The sequence below is a fragment of the Bradyrhizobium sp. LA6.1 genome (assembly GCF_040547805.1).
GTDB classification, from domain to species: domain Bacteria; phylum Pseudomonadota; class Alphaproteobacteria; order Rhizobiales; family Xanthobacteraceae; genus Bradyrhizobium; species Bradyrhizobium barranii.
Map to the genome: position 1 here is coordinate 1 of NZ_JBEPQK010000001.1, position 23,549 is coordinate 23,549.

The 23,549-nt window shown below is 64.8% G+C and carries 26 protein-coding genes; 18 read left to right on the forward strand and 8 right to left on the reverse strand.

The features are described 5' to 3' along the window. Nucleotides 1-496: 496 nt before the first annotated feature. The 4 genes from ABIB99_RS00005 (at nt 497) to ABIB99_RS00020 (ending at nt 3,262) form a co-directional block, all read left to right on the forward strand. The gene (locus ABIB99_RS00005; protein WP_502917477.1) at nt 497-1,117 is read left to right on the forward strand and encodes a TetR/AcrR family transcriptional regulator; all 621 of its coding nucleotides are present in this window, start codon (nt 497-499) and stop codon (nt 1,115-1,117) included. Between the two features lie 51 nt (nt 1,118-1,168). Next, nucleotides 1,169-2,362, forward strand: a complete 1,194-nt coding sequence (locus ABIB99_RS00010; protein WP_354174202.1) for an MFS transporter — start codon at nt 1,169-1,171, stop codon at nt 2,360-2,362. 140 nt (nt 2,363-2,502) lie between these two features. Further along, nucleotides 2,503-2,922 carry a DUF4118 domain-containing protein gene (locus tag ABIB99_RS00015; RefSeq protein ID WP_166087212.1) on the forward strand — a complete coding sequence of 140 codons (420 nt, stop codon included), beginning with the start codon at nt 2,503-2,505 and terminating at the stop codon, nt 2,920-2,922. Nucleotides 2,923-3,061: 139 nt separating this feature from the next. Then, nucleotides 3,062-3,262 (forward strand): hypothetical protein, encoded by a 201-nt coding sequence (locus ABIB99_RS00020; protein WP_014497279.1) that lies wholly within the window; start codon nt 3,062-3,064, stop codon nt 3,260-3,262. An 83-nt stretch (nt 3,263-3,345) separates the two neighbouring features. On the opposite strand, the gene ABIB99_RS00025 is transcribed toward ABIB99_RS00020, so the two are convergent. Further along, nucleotides 3,346-5,736 carry a TonB-dependent receptor gene (locus ABIB99_RS00025; RefSeq protein WP_354174205.1) on the reverse strand — a complete coding sequence of 797 codons (2,391 nt, stop codon included), beginning with the start codon at nt 5,734-5,736 and terminating at the stop codon, nt 3,346-3,348. A gap of 386 nt (nt 5,737-6,122) precedes the next feature. After that, on the reverse strand, nt 6,123-7,100 hold the full coding sequence (locus ABIB99_RS00030) for a LysR family transcriptional regulator (protein WP_028148254.1): 978 nt from the start codon (nt 7,098-7,100) through the stop codon (nt 6,123-6,125). A gap of 119 nt (nt 7,101-7,219) precedes the next feature. Between ABIB99_RS00030 and ABIB99_RS00035 the strand changes: the two genes are divergently transcribed. The 9 genes from ABIB99_RS00035 to ABIB99_RS00075 all read left to right on the forward strand — a co-directional run bounded on the left by ABIB99_RS00035 (nt 7,220) and on the right by ABIB99_RS00075 (nt 16,566). Beyond that, the gene (locus tag ABIB99_RS00035) at nt 7,220-8,257 is read left to right on the forward strand and encodes a class 1 fructose-bisphosphatase (protein ID WP_247314189.1); all 1,038 of its coding nucleotides are present in this window, start codon (nt 7,220-7,222) and stop codon (nt 8,255-8,257) included. 12 nt (nt 8,258-8,269) lie between these two features. Next, nucleotides 8,270-9,145, forward strand: coding sequence for a phosphoribulokinase (locus tag ABIB99_RS00040; RefSeq protein WP_354174207.1), 876 nt, complete (start codon nt 8,270-8,272; stop codon nt 9,143-9,145). 16 nt (nt 9,146-9,161) lie between these two features. After that, entirely contained in the window at nt 9,162-11,183 is a 2,022-nt protein-coding gene (gene tkt / locus ABIB99_RS00045; RefSeq protein ID WP_354174209.1) for a transketolase, read from the forward strand. Nucleotides 11,184-11,197: 14 nt separating this feature from the next. Continuing rightward, nucleotides 11,198-12,283: a class II fructose-bisphosphate aldolase gene (gene fba / locus ABIB99_RS00050; RefSeq protein ID WP_063984963.1), complete on the forward strand. Its 1,086-nt coding sequence runs from the start codon at nt 11,198-11,200 to the stop codon at nt 12,281-12,283. 31 nt (nt 12,284-12,314) lie between these two features. Then, on the forward strand, nt 12,315-13,775 hold the full coding sequence (locus tag ABIB99_RS00055; RefSeq protein ID WP_063984962.1) for a form I ribulose bisphosphate carboxylase large subunit: 1,461 nt from the start codon (nt 12,315-12,317) through the stop codon (nt 13,773-13,775). A gap of 11 nt (nt 13,776-13,786) precedes the next feature. Continuing rightward, nucleotides 13,787-14,194, forward strand: coding sequence for a ribulose bisphosphate carboxylase small subunit (locus ABIB99_RS00060; RefSeq protein WP_354174212.1), 408 nt, complete (start codon nt 13,787-13,789; stop codon nt 14,192-14,194). Between the two features lie 98 nt (nt 14,195-14,292). Next, nucleotides 14,293-15,228 carry a CbbX protein gene (gene cbbX, locus ABIB99_RS00065; protein WP_354174214.1) on the forward strand — a complete coding sequence of 312 codons (936 nt, stop codon included), beginning with the start codon at nt 14,293-14,295 and terminating at the stop codon, nt 15,226-15,228. Beyond that, nucleotides 15,225-15,962 (forward strand): ribulose-phosphate 3-epimerase, encoded by a 738-nt coding sequence (gene rpe / locus ABIB99_RS00070; protein ID WP_208073515.1) that lies wholly within the window; start codon nt 15,225-15,227, stop codon nt 15,960-15,962. Before cbbX ends, rpe begins: the two co-directional genes overlap by 4 nt. A 391-nt stretch (nt 15,963-16,353) precedes the next feature. Further along, the gene (locus ABIB99_RS00075; protein ID WP_028148245.1) at nt 16,354-16,566 is read left to right on the forward strand and encodes a hypothetical protein; all 213 of its coding nucleotides are present in this window, start codon (nt 16,354-16,356) and stop codon (nt 16,564-16,566) included. Nucleotides 16,567-16,597: 31 nt separating this feature from the next. Here the strand turns inward: ABIB99_RS00075 and ABIB99_RS00080 are convergent, their stop codons facing one another. Beyond that, complete coding sequence (locus ABIB99_RS00080; RefSeq protein WP_063984958.1) at nt 16,598-17,434, reverse strand: universal stress protein; 837 nt, start codon at nt 17,432-17,434, stop codon at nt 16,598-16,600. Nucleotides 17,435-17,628: 194 nt separating this feature from the next. Between ABIB99_RS00080 and ABIB99_RS00085 the strand changes: the two genes are divergently transcribed. Both ABIB99_RS00085 and ABIB99_RS00090 read left to right on the forward strand, forming a co-directional pair. Further along, nucleotides 17,629-19,164 (forward strand): Do family serine endopeptidase, encoded by a 1,536-nt coding sequence (locus ABIB99_RS00085; protein ID WP_166087358.1) that lies wholly within the window; start codon nt 17,629-17,631, stop codon nt 19,162-19,164. A gap of 271 nt (nt 19,165-19,435) precedes the next feature. Beyond that, complete coding sequence (locus ABIB99_RS00090) at nt 19,436-19,798, forward strand: hypothetical protein (protein ID WP_028148242.1); 363 nt, start codon at nt 19,436-19,438, stop codon at nt 19,796-19,798. Nucleotides 19,799-19,810: 12 nt separating this feature from the next. On the opposite strand, the gene ABIB99_RS00095 is transcribed toward ABIB99_RS00090, so the two are convergent. Together ABIB99_RS00095 and ABIB99_RS00100 are read right to left on the reverse strand one after the other, a co-directional pair. Beyond that, nucleotides 19,811-20,098, reverse strand: a complete 288-nt coding sequence (locus ABIB99_RS00095; protein ID WP_247314174.1) for a DUF6496 domain-containing protein — start codon at nt 20,096-20,098, stop codon at nt 19,811-19,813. A 71-nt stretch (nt 20,099-20,169) separates the two neighbouring features. Next, the gene (locus tag ABIB99_RS00100; protein WP_063984955.1) at nt 20,170-20,364 is read right to left on the reverse strand and encodes a DUF3072 domain-containing protein; all 195 of its coding nucleotides are present in this window, start codon (nt 20,362-20,364) and stop codon (nt 20,170-20,172) included. A gap of 115 nt (nt 20,365-20,479) precedes the next feature. On the opposite strand from ABIB99_RS00100, the gene ABIB99_RS00105 reads away from it, so the two are divergent. Both ABIB99_RS00105 and ABIB99_RS00110 read left to right on the forward strand, forming a co-directional pair. Continuing rightward, entirely contained in the window at nt 20,480-20,701 is a 222-nt protein-coding gene (locus ABIB99_RS00105; RefSeq protein ID WP_038958668.1) for a hypothetical protein, read from the forward strand. 18 nt (nt 20,702-20,719) lie between these two features. After that, nucleotides 20,720-20,905 (forward strand): hypothetical protein, encoded by a 186-nt coding sequence (locus tag ABIB99_RS00110; RefSeq protein WP_014497260.1) that lies wholly within the window; start codon nt 20,720-20,722, stop codon nt 20,903-20,905. A 98-nt stretch (nt 20,906-21,003) separates the two neighbouring features. Here ABIB99_RS00110 and ABIB99_RS00115 read toward each other — a convergent pair whose 3' ends face one another. Both ABIB99_RS00115 and ABIB99_RS00120 read right to left on the reverse strand, forming a co-directional pair. Then, nucleotides 21,004-21,249 (reverse strand): hypothetical protein, encoded by a 246-nt coding sequence (locus tag ABIB99_RS00115; RefSeq protein WP_354174220.1) that lies wholly within the window; start codon nt 21,247-21,249, stop codon nt 21,004-21,006. 96 nt (nt 21,250-21,345) lie between these two features. Continuing rightward, on the reverse strand, nt 21,346-21,603 hold the full coding sequence (locus ABIB99_RS00120) for a hypothetical protein (protein ID WP_247314168.1): 258 nt from the start codon (nt 21,601-21,603) through the stop codon (nt 21,346-21,348). Nucleotides 21,604-21,659: 56 nt separating this feature from the next. On the opposite strand from ABIB99_RS00120, the gene ABIB99_RS00125 reads away from it, so the two are divergent. Next, on the forward strand, nt 21,660-21,965 hold the full coding sequence (locus ABIB99_RS00125; protein ID WP_354174222.1) for a hypothetical protein: 306 nt from the start codon (nt 21,660-21,662) through the stop codon (nt 21,963-21,965). Nucleotides 21,966-22,053: 88 nt separating this feature from the next. Here ABIB99_RS00125 and ABIB99_RS00130 read toward each other — a convergent pair whose 3' ends face one another. Then, on the reverse strand, nt 22,054-23,544 hold the full coding sequence (locus ABIB99_RS00130; RefSeq protein ID WP_354174224.1) for an HWE histidine kinase domain-containing protein: 1,491 nt from the start codon (nt 23,542-23,544) through the stop codon (nt 22,054-22,056). Nucleotides 23,545-23,549: the final 5 nt, after the last annotated feature.

Consider the following 23,549-nt stretch of genomic DNA (forward strand, 5'->3'; position numbering starts at 1 on the left):
ACCGCGGGTGCGAGGTCAGCACCCGGCCTTCCCTGCGCCCTCTTGGCTTCGAGGGTGGAGAGATCAAGCAAAGCTCGGGCGAGATGCGCCGCGAGGATGCGAAGGCGTGTCTGCGACCAGGCACTCGCTGTCGTCGCCCGGCTTGACCGGGCGATCCAGTCTTCCAGGGACGGCTGTGATTGAGCCGAGAGGCCGCGGCGTGCTGGATTCCCCGCTTGCCGCCTACGCTAAAGCTTCGGCGGCCCTAGACTGAAGCCCCGGCGAAGCCTTGGCGTAGCCGGGTCGCGGGGAATGACAGTGGTATTTTGAGGACGACGCCGATGCCTCACACTCCGTCATTGCGAGCGCAGCGAAGCAATCCAGAGCCTTTCCGCGGAGGGATTCTGGATTGCTTCGCTGCGCTCGCAATGACGATGCGGAGAGAGCGTCCCCTTCATAAACCCCATTCACAACTCCGTGCCTTGATTCGGGAACACTCATTCCCTATTATCCCGCAATGCAAAAAGCCGCGCGCCGTCCCCAGCCTGCCGCCCGTCCGCTCGGCCGTCCCCGGGAATTCGACATGGACACCGCGCTCGACCGCGCCGTACGCGTATTTTGCGAGCGGGGTTATCATGCCACCTCGATCGGTGACCTGACCGCCGCGATGCGGCTTGCCACCGGCAGCGTCTACAAGGCGTTTCGCGACAAGCAGGCCGTGTTCCTGGCCGCTTTCGAGCGCTATGCCGCGGTGCGCCGGGAGCAGACCCGCAGCGCGGCCGCGCGCGGCGCCAACGGTCGCGAGCGACTGCGCCATATGTTGCTGTCCTATGTCGAGCACTCCCAGGGGATCGAGGGCCGTCGCGGCTGCATCGTGGTCGGCGGCGCGGTCGAGCTCGCCGCGCTCGATCCGGACGTCCGCGCCCGCGTCAACGCCCAGCTCGAGACCAACGAGGCCTTCATCGCTGGCCTCATTCGCGAGGGCCAGGCCGATGGCTCGATTCCCGCCCATGTTGCGACCGACGACACCGCGCGGCTGATGATCTGCATCACGCAGGGAATGCGCGTCGTCGGCAAGGCGCGCCTGCCGCTCGACGGCGAGCGCCTGGTCGGCGTCGCGATGAAACTGCTCGCCTGAATTTGTGTCTTATTAGGGAATGATCATTCCCGATATCTGGAGTCTGTTGGAATGACGATGAATGCCACGATCGAGACCGCACCCGGGCCGGATGCGGTGTCGCAACGACTGACCTTCGTGCTTGCCGCGGCCTGTGGCATGGTCGCCGCCAACATCTACTACGCCCAGCCGCTGATCGCCCCGATCAGCGCCGCGCTCGGCCTCTCGCATGCGGCGGCCGGGCTGATCGTCACCATGACGCAGATTGGCTACGGCGTGGGGCTTCTCTTCATCGTGCCGCTCGGCGACCTCGTCGAGAACCGCGCGCTGATCTGCTCCGTCATCACGCTCGGCGCGGCTTCGCTGCTGGCCGCCGCGTTCGCCACCCACGCGCTGCCGTTCCTGATCGCCGCGCTGTTCATCGGCCTCGGCTCTGTCGCCGTGCAGATCATCATTCCCTATGCGGCACACCTTGCGCCGGAAGCCATTCGCGGCCGCGTCGTCGGCAATGTCTCGACCGGATTGATGCTGGGCATCATGCTGGCGCGGCCAGTCTCGAGCTTCATCACGGCAGCGCTGTCATGGCACGCGGTGTTCTTCATTTCCGCCGCGCTGATGATCGCGCTCGCGGCGGTGTTGTGGACGACGTTGCCGAAGCGCAAGCCGGTCGCGCGCATGCATTACGGCACGCTGCTGCTGTCGATGCCGCATCTGGCCCGGACCACGCCGCTGCTCCGGCGCCGCGCGCTCTATCAGGCGAGCCTGTTCGGTGCCTTCACCCTGTTCTGGACGGTGGCGCCACTCCAGCTCGCCAGCGAATTCGGCTTCTCCCAGCGCGGCATCGCGCTGTTCGCGCTCGCCGGCGTCGCCGGCGTGTTTGCCGCGCCAATCGCGGGACGGCTCGCCGATCGCGGCCATAGCCGCATCGCGACGCTGGTCGCCATGCTGCTCGCGGCCGCCGGCTTCCTGGTGACCTATATCGGCGCGGCCGGCTCGATGCTGAACCTCGCCTGCCTGGTCGTGGCCGCGATCGCCATCGATATCGGTGTCCAGGGTAACGTCGTGCTCGGCTTCCGCGCCATCTTCGTGCTCGGGCATGAGCACCGCAGCCGTCTCAACGGCCTCTATATGGCGACGTTCTTCGCCGCCGGCGCTGCCGGCTCTGCGGTCGGCGCCTGGGCCTTCGCGCAAGGCGGCTGGACGCTGGCGTCGGCCATTGGCCTTGCTCTGCCCGTCGCGGGCCTGCTCTATGCGGCGACAGAGTAGTGGTACGATCGTGCCCGCGGCCGTTTACCAAGCCCTGGATACGCAGCCCGGCACCGTGCGATTTCCGTCTCGCGGTTTCCCTGCGGTTGTAGTACTTTGGTCGCAAGCGAGCCCGGTTAACGGGCGGCAGGGGGAGGCTGATGAGGCGTGCGGGACTGGTTGGCGTACCGCGGGTACGGCCATGGTCGTGGCAGGCGTTTCTGCTCGGATTTGTCGTCGTCGCCGTGTCGGCCGCGCTTCAAGGCGTCTGCGTCGCACTCGGCGCAAAGCTCTATTTCGCGGCGTTCCTGCCCAGCCTGTTCGTCCTCGGGATCGTCGCGGGCGCGCCGGCGGCGGTGTTCGCCGCGCTGCTCACCGTTCCGCTGGTGTGGTGGGCGTTCATCCCGCCGTTCTTCCAGTTCATGCCGCTCTCCAGCGCGGGCGCGGATTCCATCAACCTGTTCTGCCTGCTCGCGGTGCTCTTGATCGGCCTTGCCGATCTCTGCCGCGAGACGATGGCAATGATCAGCCGCGGTGGACTGAAGCCCTCGGGCGAGAGCACGGCAACGAATTCGCAATAAATCCGCGTCGCGCGGAAGCGGCGCGTTGCGCCGGCGCAACAGTCCGGCAACCATCCGCGAGCTTGGTGCGCGCCGCTAACTTTTCGAAAAAGATTTGGCCGCAATTTCTCCCCCGGGAATGACGAGGGAGTTTTTGAACATGAACGGTCACGCCATCTTTGAGAACGTGCGCCGCTATCGCGGCATCGCATCGCTCTATCGCCAGACCGCTGCATTCCGCCCTGGCCAGAGCTGGTCGCTTCTGGAGCAGGCGAGCGAGTGGGAAGCGCGGGCGCTGTCGGAGCTGGAAGCCTATTTCGCCGCGCGCGCGGATTACGCCGCCGTCCAGCGCGCCGCCTGATCGTTAACCATCACAGGTATTCGTATCGATGACGAACGGCGCGAACGACACGCGATGGGACGCAGACGTTCGCGCCATAGCCGTCAGAACCGGTAGCTCGCCTGGACCCTCACGGTGCGGCCCTGGCCGGGCGAGATGTTGTTGTTGCCGTCGGCGGACGCCCAATAGCCGCGGTTGAAGATGTTCTCGACCGTGAGCTGCGCCCGCCAGTTGGCATCGATCGTGGCGTAGACGCCGGCATCGAAGCGTACGAAGCTCGGCAGTCTCACCGTGTCATCCGACGATGCAAAGGAATCGCCGAAATAGATGATGCCGAGCGCGGCCGCCCACATCGGCGTGAACTGGTACTTGTTCCACCAGGCGAACTGATTGTACGGCACGAGCTGCACGCGATTGCCGGGCACGACCGTCGCCGACGTCGCGCTGGTGATCTTCGCATCGGTATAGGCATAACCGAGCGTGGACTGCCATTGCTCGGTGACGTAGCCGACGAGGCTCGCCTCGAAGCCGCGCGTCAGCGTGCTGCCGGAGGGCAGGAAGAAGCCGGGATTGTTGCCATCCGCGATCGGCTGGTTGGTGCGGTTGAGGTTGTAGATCGCCGTCGAGAACAACAGCTTCGGGTTGATGTTCCACTTCATCCCGACCTCGGTGTTCTCGAACTTCTGCGGCTGGAGGATCAGTGTGCCGTCGTTGAGCGAGGAGAACTGGTCGCCGGAGGCGGGCAAATAGGAGATGCTGTAGGCGGTGTAGACCGACATCGTCTCCATCGGCTTGAGGAGCACGGCCGCCTGCGGCGACACCAGGTTGTCGGTGCGATTGCGGTTGAGGTTAGTGTTCATGTCCAGCGCCGACATCTCGAAGCGGTCGAACCGCGTGCCCACGATGAGCTGGAGCGCGCGTGAGAACTCGATGGTGTCGCGCAGGTAACCGGACTCGACGTTCAGTGCATATTTACTGTTCGAATCCGGCGTCGTGACGCCATCGGTGTTGGTGCCGGTGAAGTGGTGGACGAAGTTGACCGGCCCGAAATAGGTCGGCGCGAACGGGTTCTGCACGATGGTGTTGGTGCCGTTCGGGAAGACGCCGGTGTTGCGGATATCGACACCGGTCTGGCGGCCGAACTCGGTGCCGAAGCCCACCGTGTGCGCGATCGGGCCGGTCCAGCCCTTGTAGGTGAAGTCGGTCTGGTTGAAGACGTTGTCGCGGTTGGTCGTGTGCTGATAGGCGCCAAGGTTGACCGCGGTGTCGGCTGCGTTGACGGCACCGGCGAGCGGCCCGCCGGTGGGATAGACGTTCTGGTAGAACTTCTGGTAGTCGGCCGCCATCGTGCCGTTGCGCACCGACAGTCCGTTCTGGAAGTCGTGCTCGATGATCGCCATGCCGGTCTGCACGGTCGCCTGCGCGGTGTTGAGGCTGGGGCTGCCGAAGAAGGTCTGAAGATTGCCGTTCGGCGCGAACGGTGTCGTCGGATTGAATCGCGTGACGCCGCCGGGAAGGCCCTGCGAGGGATTGCCGCGATCGGCGGTGCGGCCGTCGTGGTAATATTCGTAGGACAGCTTGATCTTGGTGAAGTCGTCGGGCTTCAGCGTAACGGTCGGGTTAATGCCGTAGCGTTCGAGATGGTTGAAGTCGCGGAACGCATCGCTGCCCTCGTAGAACACGTTCAGCCGGGCGGCGACGTTCTCATTGATGGCTTGTCCTGCATCGAGCGAGACGCGGCGGTCGCCCCACGAGCCCGTCTGCCCCGTCGCCTGGTAGATGCGGGTGCCATCGGCCTCCTTGAGGGTGCGGTTGAGCACGCCGCCGCCGGCGCCGCGGCCGAAGGTCAGGGCGCTCGGGCCCTTCAGTACCTCGATGCTTTGCGCGTTGTACAGGTCGCGGAAATATTGCACGTCGTCACGAAAGCCGTTGACGAAGAAGTTGGCGCTGGAATCGACGCCGCGGATGACGAGCTCGTCGCGATTGCCTTCGCCCTGATGGACGGCGACGCTCGGGACGTAGCGCGTGACATCGGTCAAGCCCTGATAATTCTGGTCGCGGATCTGCTGCTGGGTGATGACGGAAAGCGATTGCGGGATGTTGACGATGGGCGTGTTCGACTTGGTGGCGACGGAGGTGCTGTTGGCGAAATAGCCGACGGTGCCGGTGCGCGCGTCCTGCGATGGCATGAAGGGCTGTGGCGCGGCGGTCGTCTCCGGCCGCCGTGCCGTTTGCGTCCGGCGGGTCCGCCCGCTGCTCGACCGGCGGGCGGCCGAAACGGGATTGGTACGGCGCTGTGCGTCCGGCGCGGTCACGGTGACGGATGGAATCGTCACGCCTTGCGCGGGCGTGGATTGCGCAAAGGCCTGCGGACTAGCGAAGAACGCAGCTGACGTCATCAGCGCGGTCAACACGCCTCCGATACCCGAAAAATTGCGCTTGGACATGTAGCTTGCGGCAGACAAAAGCTCTCCCGCGGCGGCGATGTGGCTCATCGCGCCCTCCCTGACTCTTTCAAAACTCGCCCGGATTCCCCATTGCACGGCCGGATGCGGGGCAAGGAGCATCCGTGCACGCGAAGTCACTGTGTGCATGAACAAAGTGACCGTGCGGCCATTCCGCGCAGGATGATTTGAATCGTTCGAAACTTGTCGGGTTCCAGGCGATCACATGTTTCGGCGCGCCGGCAGGATCCGTGGCGACTAAGGAGTTATCTCGGCGCCCGCGTGTGCTAGCACCAGACCGATCGAGATCTCCTACGTCGGCCGGGACCAGCGATGACCACCTTCAACCGTGTCTTCACGACGGAGCGTCTGCTCCAGATCATCGTCATTCTGGCGGCAACAGTTGCGATGAAGCTGATGGGCTGAATATCGGTGGGCTATTGCCCGCCGAACTCGGGCACGTCGGGCAAATAGTTCGAGCCCTCGGAGCCCAGGAAATCGAACATCGCCTGCGCCGGTGGCAGCAGCACCTTGTCGCTGCGGCGGATCACGTACCATTGCCGGACGATCGGAAGGCCCGCGACATCGAGCACGATGAGACGACCTTCGGCGAGCTCATGCGCCACCGTGTGGGCCGAGATGAAGGCGATGCCGAGCCCGGCGATGACGGCCTGCTTGATGGTCTCGTTGCTGCTCATCTCCATGCCGATGATCGGCTCGAGATCCGATCTCTGGAACATGCCTTCCATCAGCGTGCGCGTCCCTGATCCCGGCTCGCGGGTGAGGAAGGTCTCGTGCACGAGGTCGGTCAGGTTGAGGCCGGAATCCTTCCCCAGCCAGTGTCCCTTGCGCGCGACGATGATGTGCGGATTGCGCCCGAGCTGACGCACGTCGACGCTGACGTCGGCCGGTGGCCGACCCATCACGGCGAAATCGAGATCGTAGCCGTGCATGGCCTCGCGGATCTCCTCGCGATTGCCGATCGTGAGCTTGATCTCGATCTTCGGATGCCGCTTCGAGAACGCCGCGATCGCATGCGGCACGAAATATTTCGCGGTCGAGACCGCGCCGAGATGCACCGTGCCGCCGGTCCGTCCAGCGAGCAGATCGAGCGCGCCCTGGCAGTCCATGATCGCGGCCTCGACGCGTTCGGCGAGCGCCAGCACCTCCTTGCCTGCCTCCGTCAGCAGCATGCCGTCGCCGGTCCGCTGCACCAGCGGCAGGCCGGCGAGGTCCTGAAGCTGCCGGAGTTGCTGGGTGACGGCTGGCTGGGTCAGGCCGAGCTGGCTCGAGGCCGCGGTGACGCTGCCCTTCGCCGAGAGCGCCGCAAGCGAGCGGAGCTGCCGGATCGTCAGATGCCGGAGCTGGGCCGCTGCGTGGCCGGGACCATTATAAGAAAATTCTTTGGCGCTCATTATGAATAGAAATTTTCCTTATTAAGCCGCCCCTGTCAATCTCCTCGTGTTGGGACCGACCGCACCGACCTCCAGCGGGGAGGGAACTGGATGCGGCGCCTGCAAGGGGATGGACGCAGATGACCGGGCAACTCAGGTTGGACGACCACCTTCAACGGTATTCCGAGACGGCGCCGCATGCGCTGGCCGTGGCAGCCGCAGTCGACGCCATCGCGGCGGCAGCGATCGAGATCGCCGACCTCATCGCCACCGGCGATTTTGCGGACGCGTCGGGCCTGACCACCGGCCGCAACAGCGACGGCGATCTCCAGCGCGACCTCGACCTCCAGGCGGATGCGATCCTGCGCCGCTGTCTCAGCAGGCTGCCGATCGCGGCGCTCGCGTCGGAGGAGATGCGCGAGCCGCAAATCGGCGACCGCGAGGCAAAAATCTGCGTCGCGATCGATCCGCTCGACGGCTCCTCCAACATCGACATCAACATGACCGTCGGCACGATCTTCTCGATCCTGCCTGCCCCGGATGACCTGGCTCTCGCCTTCCATCAGCGCGGCTCGGCGCAGCTTGCCGCGGGGTTCGTCACCTATGGGCCGCAGACCTCACTGGTGCTCACGCTCGGCGACGGCGTCGACATCTTCACGCTCGACCGCAGGGCGGGCTGCTTCCGCCTCGCGCGCAGCGCCGTGCAGATCTCCGAGACGTGCGAAGAATTCGCGATCAATGCGTCGAACCGCCGCCACTGGGATACGCCGGTCCGCGCCTTCGTCGACGAATGTCTTGCCGGCGTCGAAGGGCCCGCCAACCACAATTTCAACATGCGCTGGATCGGTTCGCTGGTCGCGGAGGCCTACCGAATCCTCACCCGCGGCGGCGTGTTCCTCTATCCCTCGGACGCGCGCCCCGGCTATGGCGACGGCCGCCTGCGCCTCACCTACGAGGCGCACCCGATGGCCATGATCATCGAACAGGCCGGCGGCTCCGCCACGACCGGGCGCGAGCGCATCCTCGAGCTATCGGCGCAGAGCCTGCACCAGCGCGTGCCGCTGATCATGGGCTCGAGCAACGAGGTGCAGCGCGTCGAGGAACTGCATTGCGATCCGTTGCTGGTCGCCAGCATCTCCGCACCGCTGTTCGCGCGGCGCGGCTTCTTCCGGCTGTGAGCGAGGCGACCCATGTCCAGGAAGCATCCGATCATCTCCATCACCGGCTCCTCCGGCGCCGGCACCACCTCGGTCAAGAAGACGTTCGAACAGATCTTCTTCCGCGAGAAGGTCAATGCCGCCTACATCGAGGGCGACGCCTTCCATCGCTACGACCGTGCCGAGATGCGCACGCAGATGGCGAAGGAAGCCGAGCGCGGCAACAAGCATTTCAGCCATTTCAGCCCCGAGACCAACCTGTTCGAGGAGCTGGAGCGTGCCTTCCGCGACTATGGCGAGACCGGCACCGCGACGACGCGGCACTATGTCCACGACGTCGAGGGGTCCGCACTGCACGGTGCGGCTCCCGGGACCTTCACCGAATGGGAGCGGCTGCCGGAAAGCTCGGACCTGTTGTTCTACGAGGGCCTGCACGGCGCCGTCGTCACCGACAAGGTCAATGTCGCGCGCTACGCCGATCTCAAGATCGGCGTCGTGCCGGTCATCAATCTCGAATGGATCCAGAAGCTGCACCGCGACCGCAGCGCCCGCGGCTATTCGACCGAGGCCGTCACCGACACCATCCTGCGGCGGATGCCCGACTACATCCACTACATCTGCCCGCAATTCACCGAGACCGACATCAACTTCCAGCGCGTGCCGACGGTGGACACCTCCAATCCGTTCATTGCGCGCTGGATCCCGACGCCGGACGAATCGATGGTCGTGATCCGCTTCAAGAATCCGCGTGGCATCGATTTCCCCTATCTGCTGTCGATGCTTCCCCACAGCTGGATGTCCCGCGCGAACTCCATCGTGTGTCCCGGCGCGAAGCTCGATCTGGCGATGCAGCTGATCCTGACGCCGCTGATCATGCAGCTGATCGAGCGCAAGCGAAATCTGAAGTGAATAGGGAGAGAATCCGATGAACATCTCCGTCCACGCCGAAGCCGACATCACGGCAGTCACACACAACGATCTCGCCAATGCCGTCCGCTTCCTCGCGGTCGACGCCATCGAGACCTCGCAGTCCGGCCATCCCGGCCTGCCCATGGGCATGGCCGATGTCGCGACCGTGCTGTTCTCGCGGTTCCTCAAGTTCGACTCCGCGCACCCGAACTGGCCGGATCGCGACCGCTTCGTGCTGTCGGCGGGGCACGGTTCGATGCTGCTCTATGCGCTGCTGCATCTCACCGGCGGCGATGTCAGCCTGGACGACATCAAGGCGTTCCGGCAGTGGGGCTCGAAGACGCCGGGCCATCCGGAATACGGCCACACGCCGGGTGTCGAGACCACGACCGGCCCGCTGGGGCAGGGGATCGCGACCGCGGTCGGCATGGCGCTCGCCGAGCGCATGGCCAATGCACGGCACGGCGACGGCCTGGTCGATCACTTCACCTATGTGATCGCGGGCGACGGCTGCCTGATGGAAGGCATCAGTCAGGAGGCGATCTCGCTCGCCGGTCATCTCCAGCTCAGCCGGCTGATCGTGCTGTTCGACGACAACGGCATCTCCATCGACGGGCCGACCTCGCTGGCCACTTCCGATGATGAGCTCGCGCGCTTTGCGGCTTCCGGCTGGTCGGTCCGCAGTGTCGACGGCCATGACCCCGAAGCGGTTGCGCAGGCGATTGCCGAAGAGCGTGAGAGCACAAAACCGTCGCTGATCGCCTGCCGTACCATCATCGGCTATGGCGCGCCGGACCGTCAGGGCACCGAGAAGGCGCATGGTGCGCCGCTCGGCACCGAGCAAACGGCGGCGGCGCGGCGGACGCTCGGCTGGGACTATCAGCCTTTCGTGGTGCCGATCCCGATCCTCAAGGCATGGCGGATGATCGGACAGCGCGGGCAGGTCGAGCGTCTTGCCTGGCTCGACCGCTACGAATGCGCGACGGCCGCGCAGCGTGAGCTGTTCATCGAGGGCAAGGCCGTTGCCCTGCCGGAGGCCTATGCCCAGGCCTCGGCGAAATTGCGCGAGCGCTTTGCCAGCGAGCGTCCGAAGCTGGCGACGCGGCAAGCCTCGCAACAGGTGCTCGACGGCATTGCCGGGACAATTCCCGGACTGGTCGGCGGCTCGGCGGACCTGACGCATTCGAACCTCACGCACGCCAAAGCGCAGACTCCCGTGACGCGTGGGGCGTTCGCCGGCGGCTACATCCACTACGGAATTCGCGAGCACGGCATGGCCGCCGCGATGAATGGCCTCGCTTTGCATGGCGGATTCATCCCCTATGGCGGCACCTTTCTCGCCTTCTCCGACTACAGCCGGCCGGCGATCCGTCTTGCGGCCCTGATGCGGCTGCGCGTCATCCATGTGATGACCCACGACTCCATCGGTCTTGGCGAGGACGGTCCCACGCATCAGCCCGTCGAGCATCTCGCGGCGCTGCGCGTCATCCCGAACCTTCTGGTGTTCCGCCCCGCCGACGCGGTCGAAACGCTGGAAGCCTGGGACTGCGCGCTTGAGGCGGAAGATCGCCCCTCCGTGCTGTGTCTGTCGCGTCAGGCGCTGCCGACATTCCGCAGCGACGTGCGCGGCAGGAACCGTGTCGCGCGCGGCGCCTACCTCATCGTCTCGCCGGACGGCGGTCGCGACGTCACGTTGATGGCGACCGGCTCCGAAGTCTCGATCGCGCTGGAAGCCGCTCGCCTGCTCGCGACGGAACATATCCGCGCTGCCGTGGTCTCCGCGCCATGCTTCGCGCTGTTCGAGGAACAGCCGGAGGACTACCGCGCCTGTGTGCTCGGCACCGCCCCGCGCGTCGGCATCGAGGCCGCAGTCGCCGGCGATTGGCATCGCTGGATCGGCACTGACGGCGAGTTCGTCGGCATGCGCGGCTTCGGCGCCTCTGCGCCGGCGCCGGTGCTCTACCGCGAATTCGGCATCACGCCGCAAAGCGTTGCCGAAGCCGCCCGGCGGACGATCACTCGCGCCGGCAAGCCATAACAGGAGGAACTTTCGTGGCCCGTATCACCCTTCGTCAGCTGCTCGATCACGCCGCCAACCACGGCTACGCGGTGCCGGCGTTCAACATCAACAACATGGAGCAGGGTATTGCGATCATGCAGGCCGCGGCCGAGGTCGATGCGCCCGTGATCATCCAGGCCTCGCGCGGCGCGCGCAGCTATGCCGGCGATCTCATGCTCTCGCACATGATCGACGCGCTGGAGCGGACCTATCCGGACATTCCGCTCTGCATGCACCAGGACCACGGCAATGACGAGGCGACCTGCGCCTCCGCCATCGCCCACGGCTTCACCTCGGTCATGATGGACGGCTCGCTCAAGGCCGACGCCAAGACCGCCGCCGATTACGACTACAATGTCGACATCACCCGCCGCGTCGTCGATCTCGCGCATTGGGTGGGCGCCTCTGTCGAAGGCGAGCTCGGCGTGCTCGGCTCGCTCGAGCATGGCGGCGGCGAGCAGGAGGACGGCCACGGCGTCGAGGGCAAGGTCAGCCACGACCAGCTCCTCACCGATCCCGACCAGGCCGTCGACTTCGTCCGCGCCACCAAGGTCGATGCGCTAGCGATCGCGATGGGCACGTCCCACGGCGCCTACAAGTTCAGCCGCAAGCCTGATGGCGACATCCTGGCGATGCGGGTGGTCGAGGAGATTCACCGCCGCCTGCCGAATACGCATCTCGTCATGCACGGCTCCTCTTCGGTGCCGCAGCCGCTCCAGGACATGTTCAACCAGTTCGGCGGCGAGATGCCGCAGACCTGGGGCGTGCCGGTGGAGGAGATCGTCCGCGGCATCAAGAGCGGAGTACGAAAGGTCAACATCGACACCGATTGTCGTCTGGCGATGACAGCGGTGTTCCGCAAGGTCGCCGCGCAAACGCGCTCCGAGTTCGATCCGCGCAAATTCCTCAAGCCTGCGATGGATGCGATGCGCGAGCTCTGCCGCGATCGCTTTGAGCAGTTCGGCACCGCGGGCCACGCCAGCAAGATCAAGGTCATTCCCTTGAGCGAGATGGCGCGGCGCTATCGCGCCGGCGAGCTCGACCCGCGCATCGGCGCCCGCGAGTCGGTCGCCGCCTAATCATTCAGAGAGAGAAGAGCAGGAGAGAGCCATGAATGCACACGCAGGAACTGTCCGCGGCAAAGAGCGCTATCGATCGGGTACGATGGAATACGCGCGCATGGGCTATTGGGAGCCCGACTACACGCCGAAGGACACCGATGTCATCGCGCTGTTCCGCGTGACGCCGCAGGAGGGCGTGGACCCCATCGAGGCGTCAGCGGCGGTTGCCGGCGAATCCTCGACCGCGACCTGGACGGTGGTGTGGACCGATCGCCTGACGGCTGCGGAGAAGTATCGCGCAAAGTGCTACCGTGTCGATCCGGTGCCCGGCACGCCGGGCTCGTACTTCGCCTACATCGCCTACGACCTCGACCTGTTCGAGCCGGGCTCGATCGCCAACCTCTCGGCCTCGATCATCGGCAACGTCTTCGGCTTCAAGCCGCTGAAGGCGCTGCGCCTGGAGGACATGCGCTTCCCGGTCGCCTATGTGAAGACGTTCCAGGGGCCGGCGACCGGCATCGTGGTCGAGCGTGAGCGGCTCGACAAGTTCGGCCGGCCGTTGCTGGGCGCGACGGTGAAGCCCAAGCTCGGCTTGTCCGGGCGCAACTATGGCCGCGTGGTTTACGAGGCGCTCAAGGGCGGGCTCGACTTCACCAAGGACGACGAGAACATCAACTCGCAGCCCTTCATGCATTGGCGTGACCGCTTCCTCTATTGCATGGAGGCCGTGAATCGCGCGCAGGCTGCCTCCGGCGAGGTGAAGGGCACGTACCTAAACATCACCGCGGGGACGATGGAGGACATGTACGAGCGCGCAGAGTTCGCCAAAGAGCTCGGGTCGTGCATCGTCATGATCGATCTCGTGATCGGCTACACCGCGATCCAGTCCATGGCGAAATGGGCACGGCGCAACGACATGATCCTGCATCTGCATCGCGCCGGTCACTCGACCTATACGCGGCAGAAGAGTCACGGCGTGTCGTTCCGCGTCATCGCGAAGTGGATGCGGCTCGCCGGCGTCGACCACATCCATGCGGGCACGGTGGTCGGCAAGCTCGAAGGCGATCCCAACACCACGCGCGGCTATTACGACGTCTGCCGCGAAGACTTCAACCCGACAAAGCTCGAGCATGGACTGTTCTTCGACCAGTCCTGGGCGAGCCTGAACAAGATGATGCCGGTCGCCTCCGGCGGCATCCATGCCGGCCAGATGCACCAGCTGCTCGATCTCCTCGGCGAGGACGTCGTGCTGCAATTCGGCGGCGGCACCATCGGCCATCCCATGGGCATTGCGGCTGGCGCGATCGCCAACCGTGTGGCGCTCGAAGCGATGATCCTCGCCCGCAACGAGGGGCGCGACTATGTCCATGAAGGTCCGGAGATCCTGGCCAGGGCGGCAGAGACCTGCACGCCGCTGAAGGCTGCGCTCGAGGTCTGGAAGGACGTCAGCTTCAACTATCAATCCACCGACACGCCGGACTTCGTGCCGACCGCGTTGGAAACCGTTTGAGGAGATGAGATATGAAACTGACCCAGGGCTGCTTCTCGTTCCTGCCTGATCTGACCGACGACCAGATCACGAAGCAGGTGCAATATTGCCTCGCCAATGGCTGGGCGGTGAATATCGAGTTCACCGACGATCCGCATCCCCGCAACACCTATTGGGAGATGTGGGGCCTGCCGATGTTCGACCTCCAGGACGCCGCCGGCGTGATGATGGAGCTCGCCGAGTGCCGCAGGGTTTACGGCGACCGCTACATCCGCATCAGTGGATTCGACTCCAGCCATGGCTGGGAATCGGTGCGGATCTCGTTCCTCGTCAACCGTCCGCCGCAGGAAGCCGAGTTCGAGCTGGTGCGGCAGGAGGTGGGCGGACGTGCGATCCGCTACACCACCGTGCGCCGGCCGGCCGCGCACGCGTCGACCTAGTCACTCCTCTCCGCGCGGAGCACTCCCTGCTCCGTTTCCTTGGCGGACCACTGCTTCGCCGTTCCCCCCGCGGCGAAGCTCCTTTCTTCGAGGTGCCGATGCTTGATGTCCCTCATGCGACGACCGCTGAAACGAGCGAGACCAGTTTCGATCTCCGCAAGGAGGCCGAGGCGGCCGGGATCACCGACACGCTGCAACAGCTCGAGCAGGAGCTGATCGGCCTCCGGCCGGTCAAGAACCGCGTGCGCCAGATCGCGTCACTGCTGCTGATCGAGCGCATCCGCCAGCGTGCGGGACTGGCATCGTCGCCACCGACACTGCACATGTCGTTCACCGGTAATCCGGGCACGGGCAAGACCACGGTGGCGCTGCGCATGGCAAAGATCCTGCACGGTCTCGGTTTCGTGCGGCGCGGGCAGGTGATCTCGGTGACGCGCGACGATCTCGTCGGCCAGTATATCGGCCATACCGCGCCGAAGACGAAGGAGATCTTGAAGAAGGCGATGGGCGGCGTGTTGTTCATCGACGAGGCCTATTATCTGCACCGGCCTGACAACGAGCGCGATTACGGCCAGGAGGCGATCGAGATCCTGCTCCAGGTGATGGAGAACCAGCGTGAGGACCTCGTCGTGATCCTCGCCGGCTATGGCGAGCGGATGACGAGCTTCTTTGCCTCCAACCCGGGTTTCCGTTCGCGCATCGCCCATCACATCGACTTCCCGGACTATGCGGAAGCCGAGCTGCTGGTCATCGCGGAGCTGATGCTGAAGGAGCGTGGATACCGCTTCTCGGCGGCGGCGCGCGGAGCCTTCGAAAATTACATCGCGCTGCGCCGGACCCAGCCCTTCTTCTCCAACGCGCGCTCGATCCGCAACGCGGTCGATCGTATCCGTCTGCGGCAGGCCGATCGCCTCGTCTCCGATCTCGACCGCATGCTCGATGTCGCCGATCTCGAGACGATCGATCCGACGGATGTCCTTGCGAGCCGCGTTTTCAGCGGTGGTGCGGACGCGCAGAGGAGTGCGAAGCCATGACGGGAGAAATCCTCATCGCGCCTTCGATCCTGGCCGCCGATTTCGCGCGCCTCGGCGAGGAGATCAGGGCAATTGATGCTGCCGGCGCCGACTGGATCCACTGTGACGTCATGGACGGACATTTCGTGCCGAACATCAGCTTCGGCGCCGACGTCATCAAGGCGATCCGACCGGCGACGGCGAAGATCTTTGACGTGCATCTGATGATCGCGCCGACCGATCCCTATCTGGAGGCGTTCGCAAAGGCAGGCGCCGACGTCATCACGGTTCATGCCGAAGCCGGCCCGCATCTGGACCGCTCGCTCCAGGCCATCCGCGCGCTCGGCAAGAAGGCTGGTGTCAGCCTGTGTCCGGCTACTCCGGAAGCTGCGATCGAATACGTGCTTGATCGTCTCGACCTCGTGCTTGTGATGACGGTCAATCCCGGCTTCGGCGGCCAGTCCTTCCTCGACTCCCAGATCGAGAAGATCAGGCGCATTCGAAGCATGATCGGCGACCGGCCGATCCGGCTCGAGGTCGATGGCGGCATCACGCGCGACAATGCCGCCGCCGTGGCTGCCGCAGGCGCCGACACCCTCGTGGCAGGATCGGCCGTGTTCCGCGGCAAGAGCAGCGCCGATTATGCCGGCAATATCGCCGCCATCCGCGCTGCTGCGGAAGCCGGCAGGGTTCCGAAGCTGCAACATGGTTCGGCGCAGACGATCCGGGCCGGCGAGGCCGCGCTCACCCGGTAGAATACGGCATACAGGCGTGGCAGAGCCGGCGTCGCGCTGGTTGTGCCATGGCGTGCCATTCCGTCCGAGGTTCTACAGGGCATGCCGCACAGCGCGGCGGGCCTTCCTCGCGCGAGAGTTCTGCGCAGAAATGCAGGGCAATCTCATCGGGTGGCCGGAATCGATCGAACGGTATCTTGATCTGATCGGCATCTCCGTCGTGCGCCAGCGCTACGCCTGGCCAATGAGTTCCACGTGGAGTCCTCCGATAGGAACCAATGGGGCCTGCGCGTTTCCCAGACGTTAACCCAGGTTGCGCGGGACGCTTCGCACGCAGTAAATGTTTTGCATAACCGCCATCGGCCTGACGTAAATCAGGGCAATAAGCTCAGTGAATGCGAGGGAGGGTCTCATGGAGAACGTACGTCGCTACCGGGCGCTGGCGTCTCTCTGTCGTCAGCAGGCGGCCTATCGGCCGCTCCAGAACTGGCAACTCCTTGGCCAAGCCGAACATTTCGAATACCTCGCGGAGATTGCGCTGAAGGCGCATTTCGACGCGTGCAATGCGCAACCCGAGGACGACGCCATCGCCACCGCGCCATTTGAGACCCCCGCCGCGGCGTGAAGGCGTCGGTCCGTTGCGGATCATCTCTCGATCAATGCGACATCAGCGTCGGGACGGTCATGGCTTCCAGCATGGCGCGGGTGACGCCGCCGAGGAAGCGTTCCTGCAGCCGGGAGTGGCCGTAGCCGCCCATGACCAGGAGATCGAGGCTCTCGTCGGCGGCCAGCGACAGGATGGTCGGCTGGATGTCGGCGCGCGCCGCCGACAGGCTGACCGTGCGGGTCGACAATCCGCGCCGGCCGAGGTGTCTTGCCAGATGGCTTGCCGAGACCTCGTCGGGAACCGCGTCGGCTTCGTTGATCGTGATGATCACGATCTCCTCGGCGCGGGCCAGGAAGGGAGCGGCGTCGCGCATCGCGCGGGCGGCGAGGCGGCTGCCATCCCAGCAGATGCCGATCCGGTTCGCCCTGAATGACCCACGAAAGGTGTAGGGCAGGAACAGCACCGGTCCGCCCGCCTGGAACAGGATCTCGCCGGGCATATCATTGTCGAATGAGCCTTGCGCCGGATCGGGCTGCAGCACGATGCTGAGATCGTGGAGCCGCGCCATCTCGCCGAGCGAGCCGGCTGCGTCCGCCGGGATTGCGCCGAGCGGGTGGCAGGTGCAGGAGATGCCGGCGTTCGTGGCTTCGCTCCGAAATATCGCCAACGCGGCCTCGGCACGCTCCACCGCGCGCTCGCGCTCCATCTCGAACACGGCCGCTACGGCGGCACCGCCATCCAGGACGTAGGCAGTGCTGCTCGCGACGTACCCGACGGCGACCGCGTCGACGTGTGCGTTGAGTCTCGCCGCGAGCGAGATCGAGCCGTCGATCACCGCGCTCATCGGGCGCTCGGTCGGGATGTGGACGAGAATGTCTTTGTACATGGCGCGCCTCCGATGGACATCATCCAGTGGCCGCAGCCTATCACTGCGCACGTGGCCTGTGTTGAGCCGCATCAAATATGCAGCCCTGATTTTCGCGGCACCTTTGCCAAGATTTAATCGGACGGACGGGACGCCGTAAGGTGACGATGTCCATGTTGGTTGCAAGGCGACTTACCCAACATGGACATTTCGACATGAACGATCACGTCAATTCCGACACCACCACGTCCCGCAAGATCTTGAAGCCACGCCGGCTTGCGCTGCTGGGCACCGTGGCCGCGCTTGGCGTGGCCGTGCTCGCTGCCTCTCCCGCCTCTTCGCAGTTCGGTCTGAATTCCTTCATCGGGCCGGCCCAGGCGGCGGAAGCCGCCGCGACGCCGCCGGGCTTCGGCGATCTCGTCAGCAAGGTCAAACCCGCCGTCATCTCGGTGCGGGTCAAGATCGACCAGGACAATGACAAGAGCGCGATGCTGCAACAGAACCGGATGGATTCGGACGAGGATTCGCCGTTCGACCAGTTTTCGCGGCAGTTCGGCTTCCGCGGCCCGGGTGGCATGAACGGCATGCCGCGCCAGCGCCACCAGATGATCACGGGCGAGGGTTCCGGCTTCTTCATCTCCGCCGACGGCTATGCCGTGACCAACAACCACGTCGTCGATCACGCCGAGTCGGTGCAGGTGACCATGGACGACGGCACGAGCTACACCGCGAAGGTGGTCGGCACCGATCCGAAGACCGATCTCGCGCTGATCAAGGTCGATGGCAAGAGGGACTTCCCGTTCGTTAAATTCTCCGACCAGAAGCCGCGGATCGGTGACTGGGTGGTCGCGGTCGGCAACCCCTTCGGCCTCGGCGGCACCGTGACCGCCGGCATCGTCTCGGCCAACGGTCGCGACATCGGCAACGGTCCCTATGACGACTTCATCCAGATCGACGCGCCGATCAACAAGGGCAATTCCGGCGGTCCGGCCTTCGACATGAACGGCAACGTGATCGGCGTGAACACCGCGATCTTCTCACCCTCCGGCGGTTCGGTCGGTATCGGCTTCGACATTCCGGCTTCGACCGCGAAGCTCGTCGTCGCGCAGCTGAAGGACAAGGGCTCGGTCACCCGCGGCTGGCTCGGCGTGCAGGTGCAGCCGGTGAGCGCCGAGATCGCCGACAGCCTCGGCCTCAAGGAGGCGCGCGGCGCGATCGTGGACAATCCGCAGGACGGCAGCCCCGCGGCGAAGGCCGGCATCGAGGCGGGCGACGTCATTACCGCCGTCAACGGTACCGCGATCAAGGACTCCCGCGATCTCGCCCGCACCATTGCCACCCTGGCGCCGGGCACGTCCGTGAAGCTCGACGTCTTCCACAAAGGCGCGAGCAAGACGGTGACACTCGCCCTCGGCGAGTTGCCGAACGAGCGGCAGGCCAAGGCCGGCGAGGGCAAGGCGCAGCCGAACACCGGCACGCCGCGCCTCGGTCTCAGCCTGGCGCCGGCCGGCGACGTCCAGGGCGCGGGCCAGAAGGGCGTCGTCGTGACCGAGGTCGATCCGCAGGGACCCGCCGCGCAGCGCGGCATCCAGACCGGCGACGTCATTCTCAATGTCGGCGGCAAGGCCGTCGCCAATGTCGGCGACGTCCGTTCCGAGCTGGCGCAGGCCAAATCATCCGGCAAGAACAGCGTGCTGTTGCAGGTGAAGAGCCAGGAAGCGACGCGGTTCGTCGCGGTGCCGCTGGCCTAAGCCTCGCGCTTCCCGCGGCAAACTCAAAAGGCGGCCTGCGGGCCGCCTTTTTCGTGCGCGTCTGGAAGATTCCCACAGGTGCCGATAACATTCTCGTTAACGGCAGCGTTGATGACGGGTTCGTCCGAAAAAGCCGCGTTCGCTCGTCACAGTTCGGAATCACGTGTTGGGCTTTGGCGTCAATGAAGACGCCCAGGCGAATTGCAGGAGTGGAACTTCGAACGCCCGGCCTTCTTGTGGAACCGGTGGTTCGCATTTGATCGGTGCCGACATGGATCGATTGAAGCTCTCGCTGAGGTGTGCGCTGCTTGTGGCGCCGCTTGTCCTGACGACCGGAAGCGCCCTGGGGCGCGACGATGGCCGCTACGCCAACTCGCCGCTGAAACCCTGGTTCGACAGCTTGCGCAGCCATCTCGGGCCCTGCTGCTCGGATGCAGATGGCTTTGCTGTATCCGACCCCGATTGGGAATCGCACGATGGGCACTATCGCGTGCGGCTCGACGGGCAGTGGGTGGACGTGCCTGATGAGGCCGTCATCACCGAGCCAAACCGGGCTGGCCACACCATGGTGTGGCCGGTGAAGACTGCGTTCGGGATTTCGATCCGCTGTTTCATGCCGGGCAGCATGATCTGACGCGAGTGGGCGTTACCGCTTGCTGGATTTGCGCTTCGCGGTCTTCTTCGCTTTCTTGGCTGTCTTCTTGGCCGTCTTCTTCTTGGAGGTCTTTCGCTTCGACGCCTTCTTCGGGACCTTCTTGCCCTTCGCGCGCGCTTCCGACAGGCCGATTGCGATCGCCTGCTTGCGACTCTTCACGCGTCCGCCACGACCGCCGGGGCCGCTTTTCGCGGTGCCCTTCTTATAACGGCGCATCTCGCGCTCGACATCACTGCTGGCGCTGCGTGAGTAGCGGCGTTTCTTTGCCTTGCGTGCCATCAACTCTCTCCCTTGGCCCGGGAAAGAACCGCATCATTGACCCTACGTTCCAAATGCGCTGGCCGCGCTCCTCAGAAGGAGTTCGCCAACTCGATCTCGTCTTCCAGCGCTCGAATGCGGCGCGCAGCCTCAGTCGAGGACAGAGCCCGATCGTATTGAGTGGGCTGATAGGCCTCCTCGCTCAGACGCTTCAGCCTCAGCCCCTGCGCTCTCGTCATCTGCTCCGCGAGGAAAACCCTGGCGTCGTATTTACCCTGAACCTGCATTTGGCCTCTCCGTTCTGAAATCGTGACTTGACTATATGTTCTTATTTTGTTCTAACAAGCCATGGACAACAGAATTAATGAAATTCGACGCAAAATCAGCGCCTTGAGGCTCGAAATGGCCGACATCGAGGTGTCTGTGCGCGACCTCGTCGATCGCGACCGCGACTGCACAGAAAAGGCCCTGGCGCAGATGGATCTGCGCCGGAAAATCAACCTGCTGATCGGCGAATGGAAGGCGGCCGGTGGCGGCGATGTCCTGCCTGACGTCCGCGAGCGGGTACGCCTTCGTCCTGCAACGACATCCGGCAGTCCGCTGCGCGTGATCGCGCGCCGCTGAGAATTTTGGGAGCGTGCGGTGGAGGAAGACCCGGACACGTACCGGATTCTAAAGCTGCGCGCCGAAATTCTCGAACTCGGCTCCGCCATCCGGCAATTGCAGCGCGAGGGTCTCGACGATGCCGCAGCGCAGCTCCTGATCGCACGCAAACGTGCACAGCTTGAGCATCTCGTGAAGGCGAATGCCGCGGGACGGCCGCTTTAGCGATCTGACGCTGGAAGGATTCCCAATCCAGCTCCAAGCTCCAGCTCCAAAGCGAAAGGCCCCGCGTCGCCGCGAGGCCTTTGATCGTCGGCCGGAGCTCACTTGGTGTTGCTCATGCCGCCCTTGTTGTTCGTCATGGTGCCGCCTTGGTCGGAGCCGGGGCCTGAACCACCTTGACCGGAGGGATCAGCTCCCTTGGTGGACTTGGTGTTGGCGCCTGTGGTCTGCGACGACGACATCGCGGATCCAGGCTTGGCCTTATGCGACTTGGCCTGCGCGGCGAACGGAGCGGCGGCGAGGCCGGTTGCCAGCATCACGGTGAGAGCGAGCTTGGTGGTTTTCATGCGCGGGAACTCCCTGAGTTGAATTGACGCAGGCAGCCAACCGCCGTTTGCCGCAGGAGTTCCGCACGAAAGCGCCCGGTGCGCGTCACGCGCGCTTCAAAATTCCTTGTCCTCGGCGAGGATGAACACGAGGCCCGTGAGCGTCGCGCCGATCGCGAACGTCGTCACCAGTGTGATGATGAAGACCATGGCGGCCGAATGTCCGCCGTGGTTCAGCAAATTTGCGACCGCCGGATTGAACAGGACGAGGGCGAGCCCGAAGACAAGGCCGAGGGCTGCGCCCATCATCGCATGCGTCATCAGCTTGATGACGCCGGTCGGAGAGATGAGGCTCGGCGACTTTTTCCCGCGCATGGAACCGCCTCGCGGTGTGGCATAAAACGCGCACGACGATTGCGGGTTCCATTATCATGACGATTTTGTCATTCCCCGCTTCATCCGACGTTCATGGCGGTCTTGCGAGGATGAATGCCATCAACACGGGAACATTCGATATGGGTAAGGTCGTCTTTCTCTATCGCTCGCTGGCCTATCGCAACGCGGCTGTGGACATGCTGCGCAAGGCGCGCAAGCTGCCGCGCGGCGTCGAGCGGAGCGCAGCCCGCCGTTACGCGCGGGCGCTGCGCGAGCTTTCGCAAACGGAAGCCTGGCTGGAAGGACGTGTCGCTGACGAACCGCAGGCGATGCAGCGCGTGAGGGTCGCCGCGGCGCGCTAGATCATGATCGGTTCTGAGTGAATCAGGGCCGAAACTCCAGATTCCTGTCCTTACGCGCGAACCGGAGCCCACTTCGCTCGCAAGCGCTCTAGCCTGAGGCCCGCTGAAGGGGTTCGGACGGAGCCGCGTCGAACTTGCTCGCGGCCGACGGCGCTACGGTCTTCCGCGTCAGCGGCACCTCGAGGCGGCACAACAGGCCTTCGGCACGCCAGTTGAATTCCGCCTGTCCGCCGAGTTGCGATTCCACACTGGCAAGCAAGCTCCGCGTGCCGAAGCCACGGGATTTCGGCGTCCTCACCAGCGGGCCGCCGGTTTCGTCCCAGGTCAGTGTGAGGTGGTCGTCCTCGACCTGCCAGCCGATCGCGAGCCGCCCCGACCGCGTCGAGAGCGCGCCATATTTCGCCGAATTGGTGAAGAGCTCATGCAACGCCAGCGCCAGCGTCTGCGCTGTCGCCGGCGCCAGCTGAACTTCCGGACCGGCCAGCTTGATCTGGCCGCCGAGCGAGTAGGGCGCGAGCTCCTCGTCGATCAGCCTCGAGAGTTCGGCGCCCTGCCAGCTCGACAGCGACAGGATCGTGTGCACGCGCGCGAGCGCGTTGATGCGCCCTTCGACGGCGTTGACGTAGGCCTTGACCTCGTCGGCGCGGGTGAGGCGCACGATCGATTGCGCCAGCGCCAGCGCGTTCTTGGCGCGATGATCCACCTCGCGCGCCAGCAGGTTTTGTCTCTCTTCCGCGCGTTTGCGTTCGGTGATGTCCACGGTGACGCCGCTCACGCGCACCACGCGGCCGCCCTGGTCCACCGTCGCGGCCGCCGTGCCGACGCACCAGCGCACCTCGCCATCGGGCCGGCTGACGCGAAACTCGCCTTCATAGGCGTGCGCGCCGGTATTGAACGCGGCAATCGCCTGGCTGAATTGGTCGACGTCATCAGGGTGCAGCTGCGCCTGGATGTTGGCCGAGGTGACATTGAAGGTCTCCGGCGTCACGCCGAAGATGCGGTACTGGCCCTCGTCCCACATCCAGTCGCCGTTGATCCAGTCCCAGTCCCAGGACCCCATCTTGCCGGCGGCGATCGCCATGCTGCGCCGCTCCTCGCTCTCGCGCAGCTTTGCGGTGGAATTCTCCAGCTCGGCCGTGCGTGCGCGAACGCGGTCCTCGAGCTCCTGGTTCAGCCGTTCGAGCTCGCGCGTCTTGCGGTAGAGTTCGGCAAACACCTTGATCTTGGCGCGCAGCACCTCCGGCACGACCGGCACCGGCACGTAATCGACCGCGCCCATCTCGTAGCCGCGCAACCGGTCGATGTCGCTCACCTGGATCGCGGAGATGAAGATCATCGCGGTCTTCTGGAAGCGCGGATGCTCGCGGATCATCGCGGCGAGCTCGAAGCCGTCGAGCTCGGGCATGCAGACGTCGACCAGGATCACCGCGATCTCGGTCTTGAGCAGCACCTCCAGCGCCTCGCGGCCCGATGCTGCGATCACGAGGTTCTCGCCGAGTTCCTTCAAGATCACCTCGTAGGCGAGCAGCTTGGCCGGCTGGTCGTCGACGAGGAGGATGTTGACCTTTTCGTGGTCCATTCGCG

Coding starts and splice junctions, on each gene's coding strand:
- ABIB99_RS00005 (WP_502917477.1), top strand. CDS start 497: ATGCAAAAAGCCGCGCGCCGTCCCCAGCCTGCCGCCCGTCCGCTCGGC.
- ABIB99_RS00010 (WP_354174202.1), top strand. CDS start 1,169: ATGACGATGAATGCCACGATCGAGACCGCACCCGGGCCGGATGCGGTG.
- ABIB99_RS00015 (WP_166087212.1), top strand. CDS start 2,503: ATGAGGCGTGCGGGACTGGTTGGCGTACCGCGGGTACGGCCATGGTCG.
- ABIB99_RS00020 (WP_014497279.1), top strand. CDS start 3,062: ATGAACGGTCACGCCATCTTTGAGAACGTGCGCCGCTATCGCGGCATC.
- ABIB99_RS00025 (WP_354174205.1), bottom strand. CDS start 5,736: ATGAGCCACATCGCCGCCGCGGGAGAGCTTTTGTCTGCCGCAAGCTAC.
- ABIB99_RS00030 (WP_028148254.1), bottom strand. CDS start 7,100: ATGAGCGCCAAAGAATTTTCTTATAATGGTCCCGGCCACGCAGCGGCC.
- ABIB99_RS00035 (WP_247314189.1), top strand. CDS start 7,220: ATGACCGGGCAACTCAGGTTGGACGACCACCTTCAACGGTATTCCGAG.
- ABIB99_RS00040 (WP_354174207.1), top strand. CDS start 8,270: ATGTCCAGGAAGCATCCGATCATCTCCATCACCGGCTCCTCCGGCGCC.
- tkt (WP_354174209.1), top strand. CDS start 9,162: ATGAACATCTCCGTCCACGCCGAAGCCGACATCACGGCAGTCACACAC.
- ABIB99_RS00055 (WP_063984962.1), top strand. CDS start 12,315: ATGAATGCACACGCAGGAACTGTCCGCGGCAAAGAGCGCTATCGATCG.
- ABIB99_RS00060 (WP_354174212.1), top strand. CDS start 13,787: ATGAAACTGACCCAGGGCTGCTTCTCGTTCCTGCCTGATCTGACCGAC.
- cbbX (WP_354174214.1), top strand. CDS start 14,293: ATGCTTGATGTCCCTCATGCGACGACCGCTGAAACGAGCGAGACCAGT.
- rpe (WP_208073515.1), top strand. CDS start 15,225: ATGACGGGAGAAATCCTCATCGCGCCTTCGATCCTGGCCGCCGATTTC.
- ABIB99_RS00075 (WP_028148245.1), top strand. CDS start 16,354: ATGGAGAACGTACGTCGCTACCGGGCGCTGGCGTCTCTCTGTCGTCAG.
- ABIB99_RS00080 (WP_063984958.1), bottom strand. CDS start 17,434: ATGTACAAAGACATTCTCGTCCACATCCCGACCGAGCGCCCGATGAGC.
- ABIB99_RS00085 (WP_166087358.1), top strand. CDS start 17,629: ATGAACGATCACGTCAATTCCGACACCACCACGTCCCGCAAGATCTTG.
- ABIB99_RS00090 (WP_028148242.1), top strand. CDS start 19,436: ATGGATCGATTGAAGCTCTCGCTGAGGTGTGCGCTGCTTGTGGCGCCG.
- ABIB99_RS00095 (WP_247314174.1), bottom strand. CDS start 20,098: ATGGCACGCAAGGCAAAGAAACGCCGCTACTCACGCAGCGCCAGCAGT.
- ABIB99_RS00100 (WP_063984955.1), bottom strand. CDS start 20,364: ATGCAGGTTCAGGGTAAATACGACGCCAGGGTTTTCCTCGCGGAGCAG.
- ABIB99_RS00105 (WP_038958668.1), top strand. CDS start 20,480: ATGGCCGACATCGAGGTGTCTGTGCGCGACCTCGTCGATCGCGACCGC.
- ABIB99_RS00115 (WP_354174220.1), bottom strand. CDS start 21,249: ATGAAAACCACCAAGCTCGCTCTCACCGTGATGCTGGCAACCGGCCTC.
- ABIB99_RS00120 (WP_247314168.1), bottom strand. CDS start 21,603: ATGCGCGGGAAAAAGTCGCCGAGCCTCATCTCTCCGACCGGCGTCATC.
- ABIB99_RS00125 (WP_354174222.1), top strand. CDS start 21,660: ATGACGATTTTGTCATTCCCCGCTTCATCCGACGTTCATGGCGGTCTT.
- ABIB99_RS00130 (WP_354174224.1), bottom strand. CDS start 23,544: ATGGACCACGAAAAGGTCAACATCCTCCTCGTCGACGACCAGCCGGCC.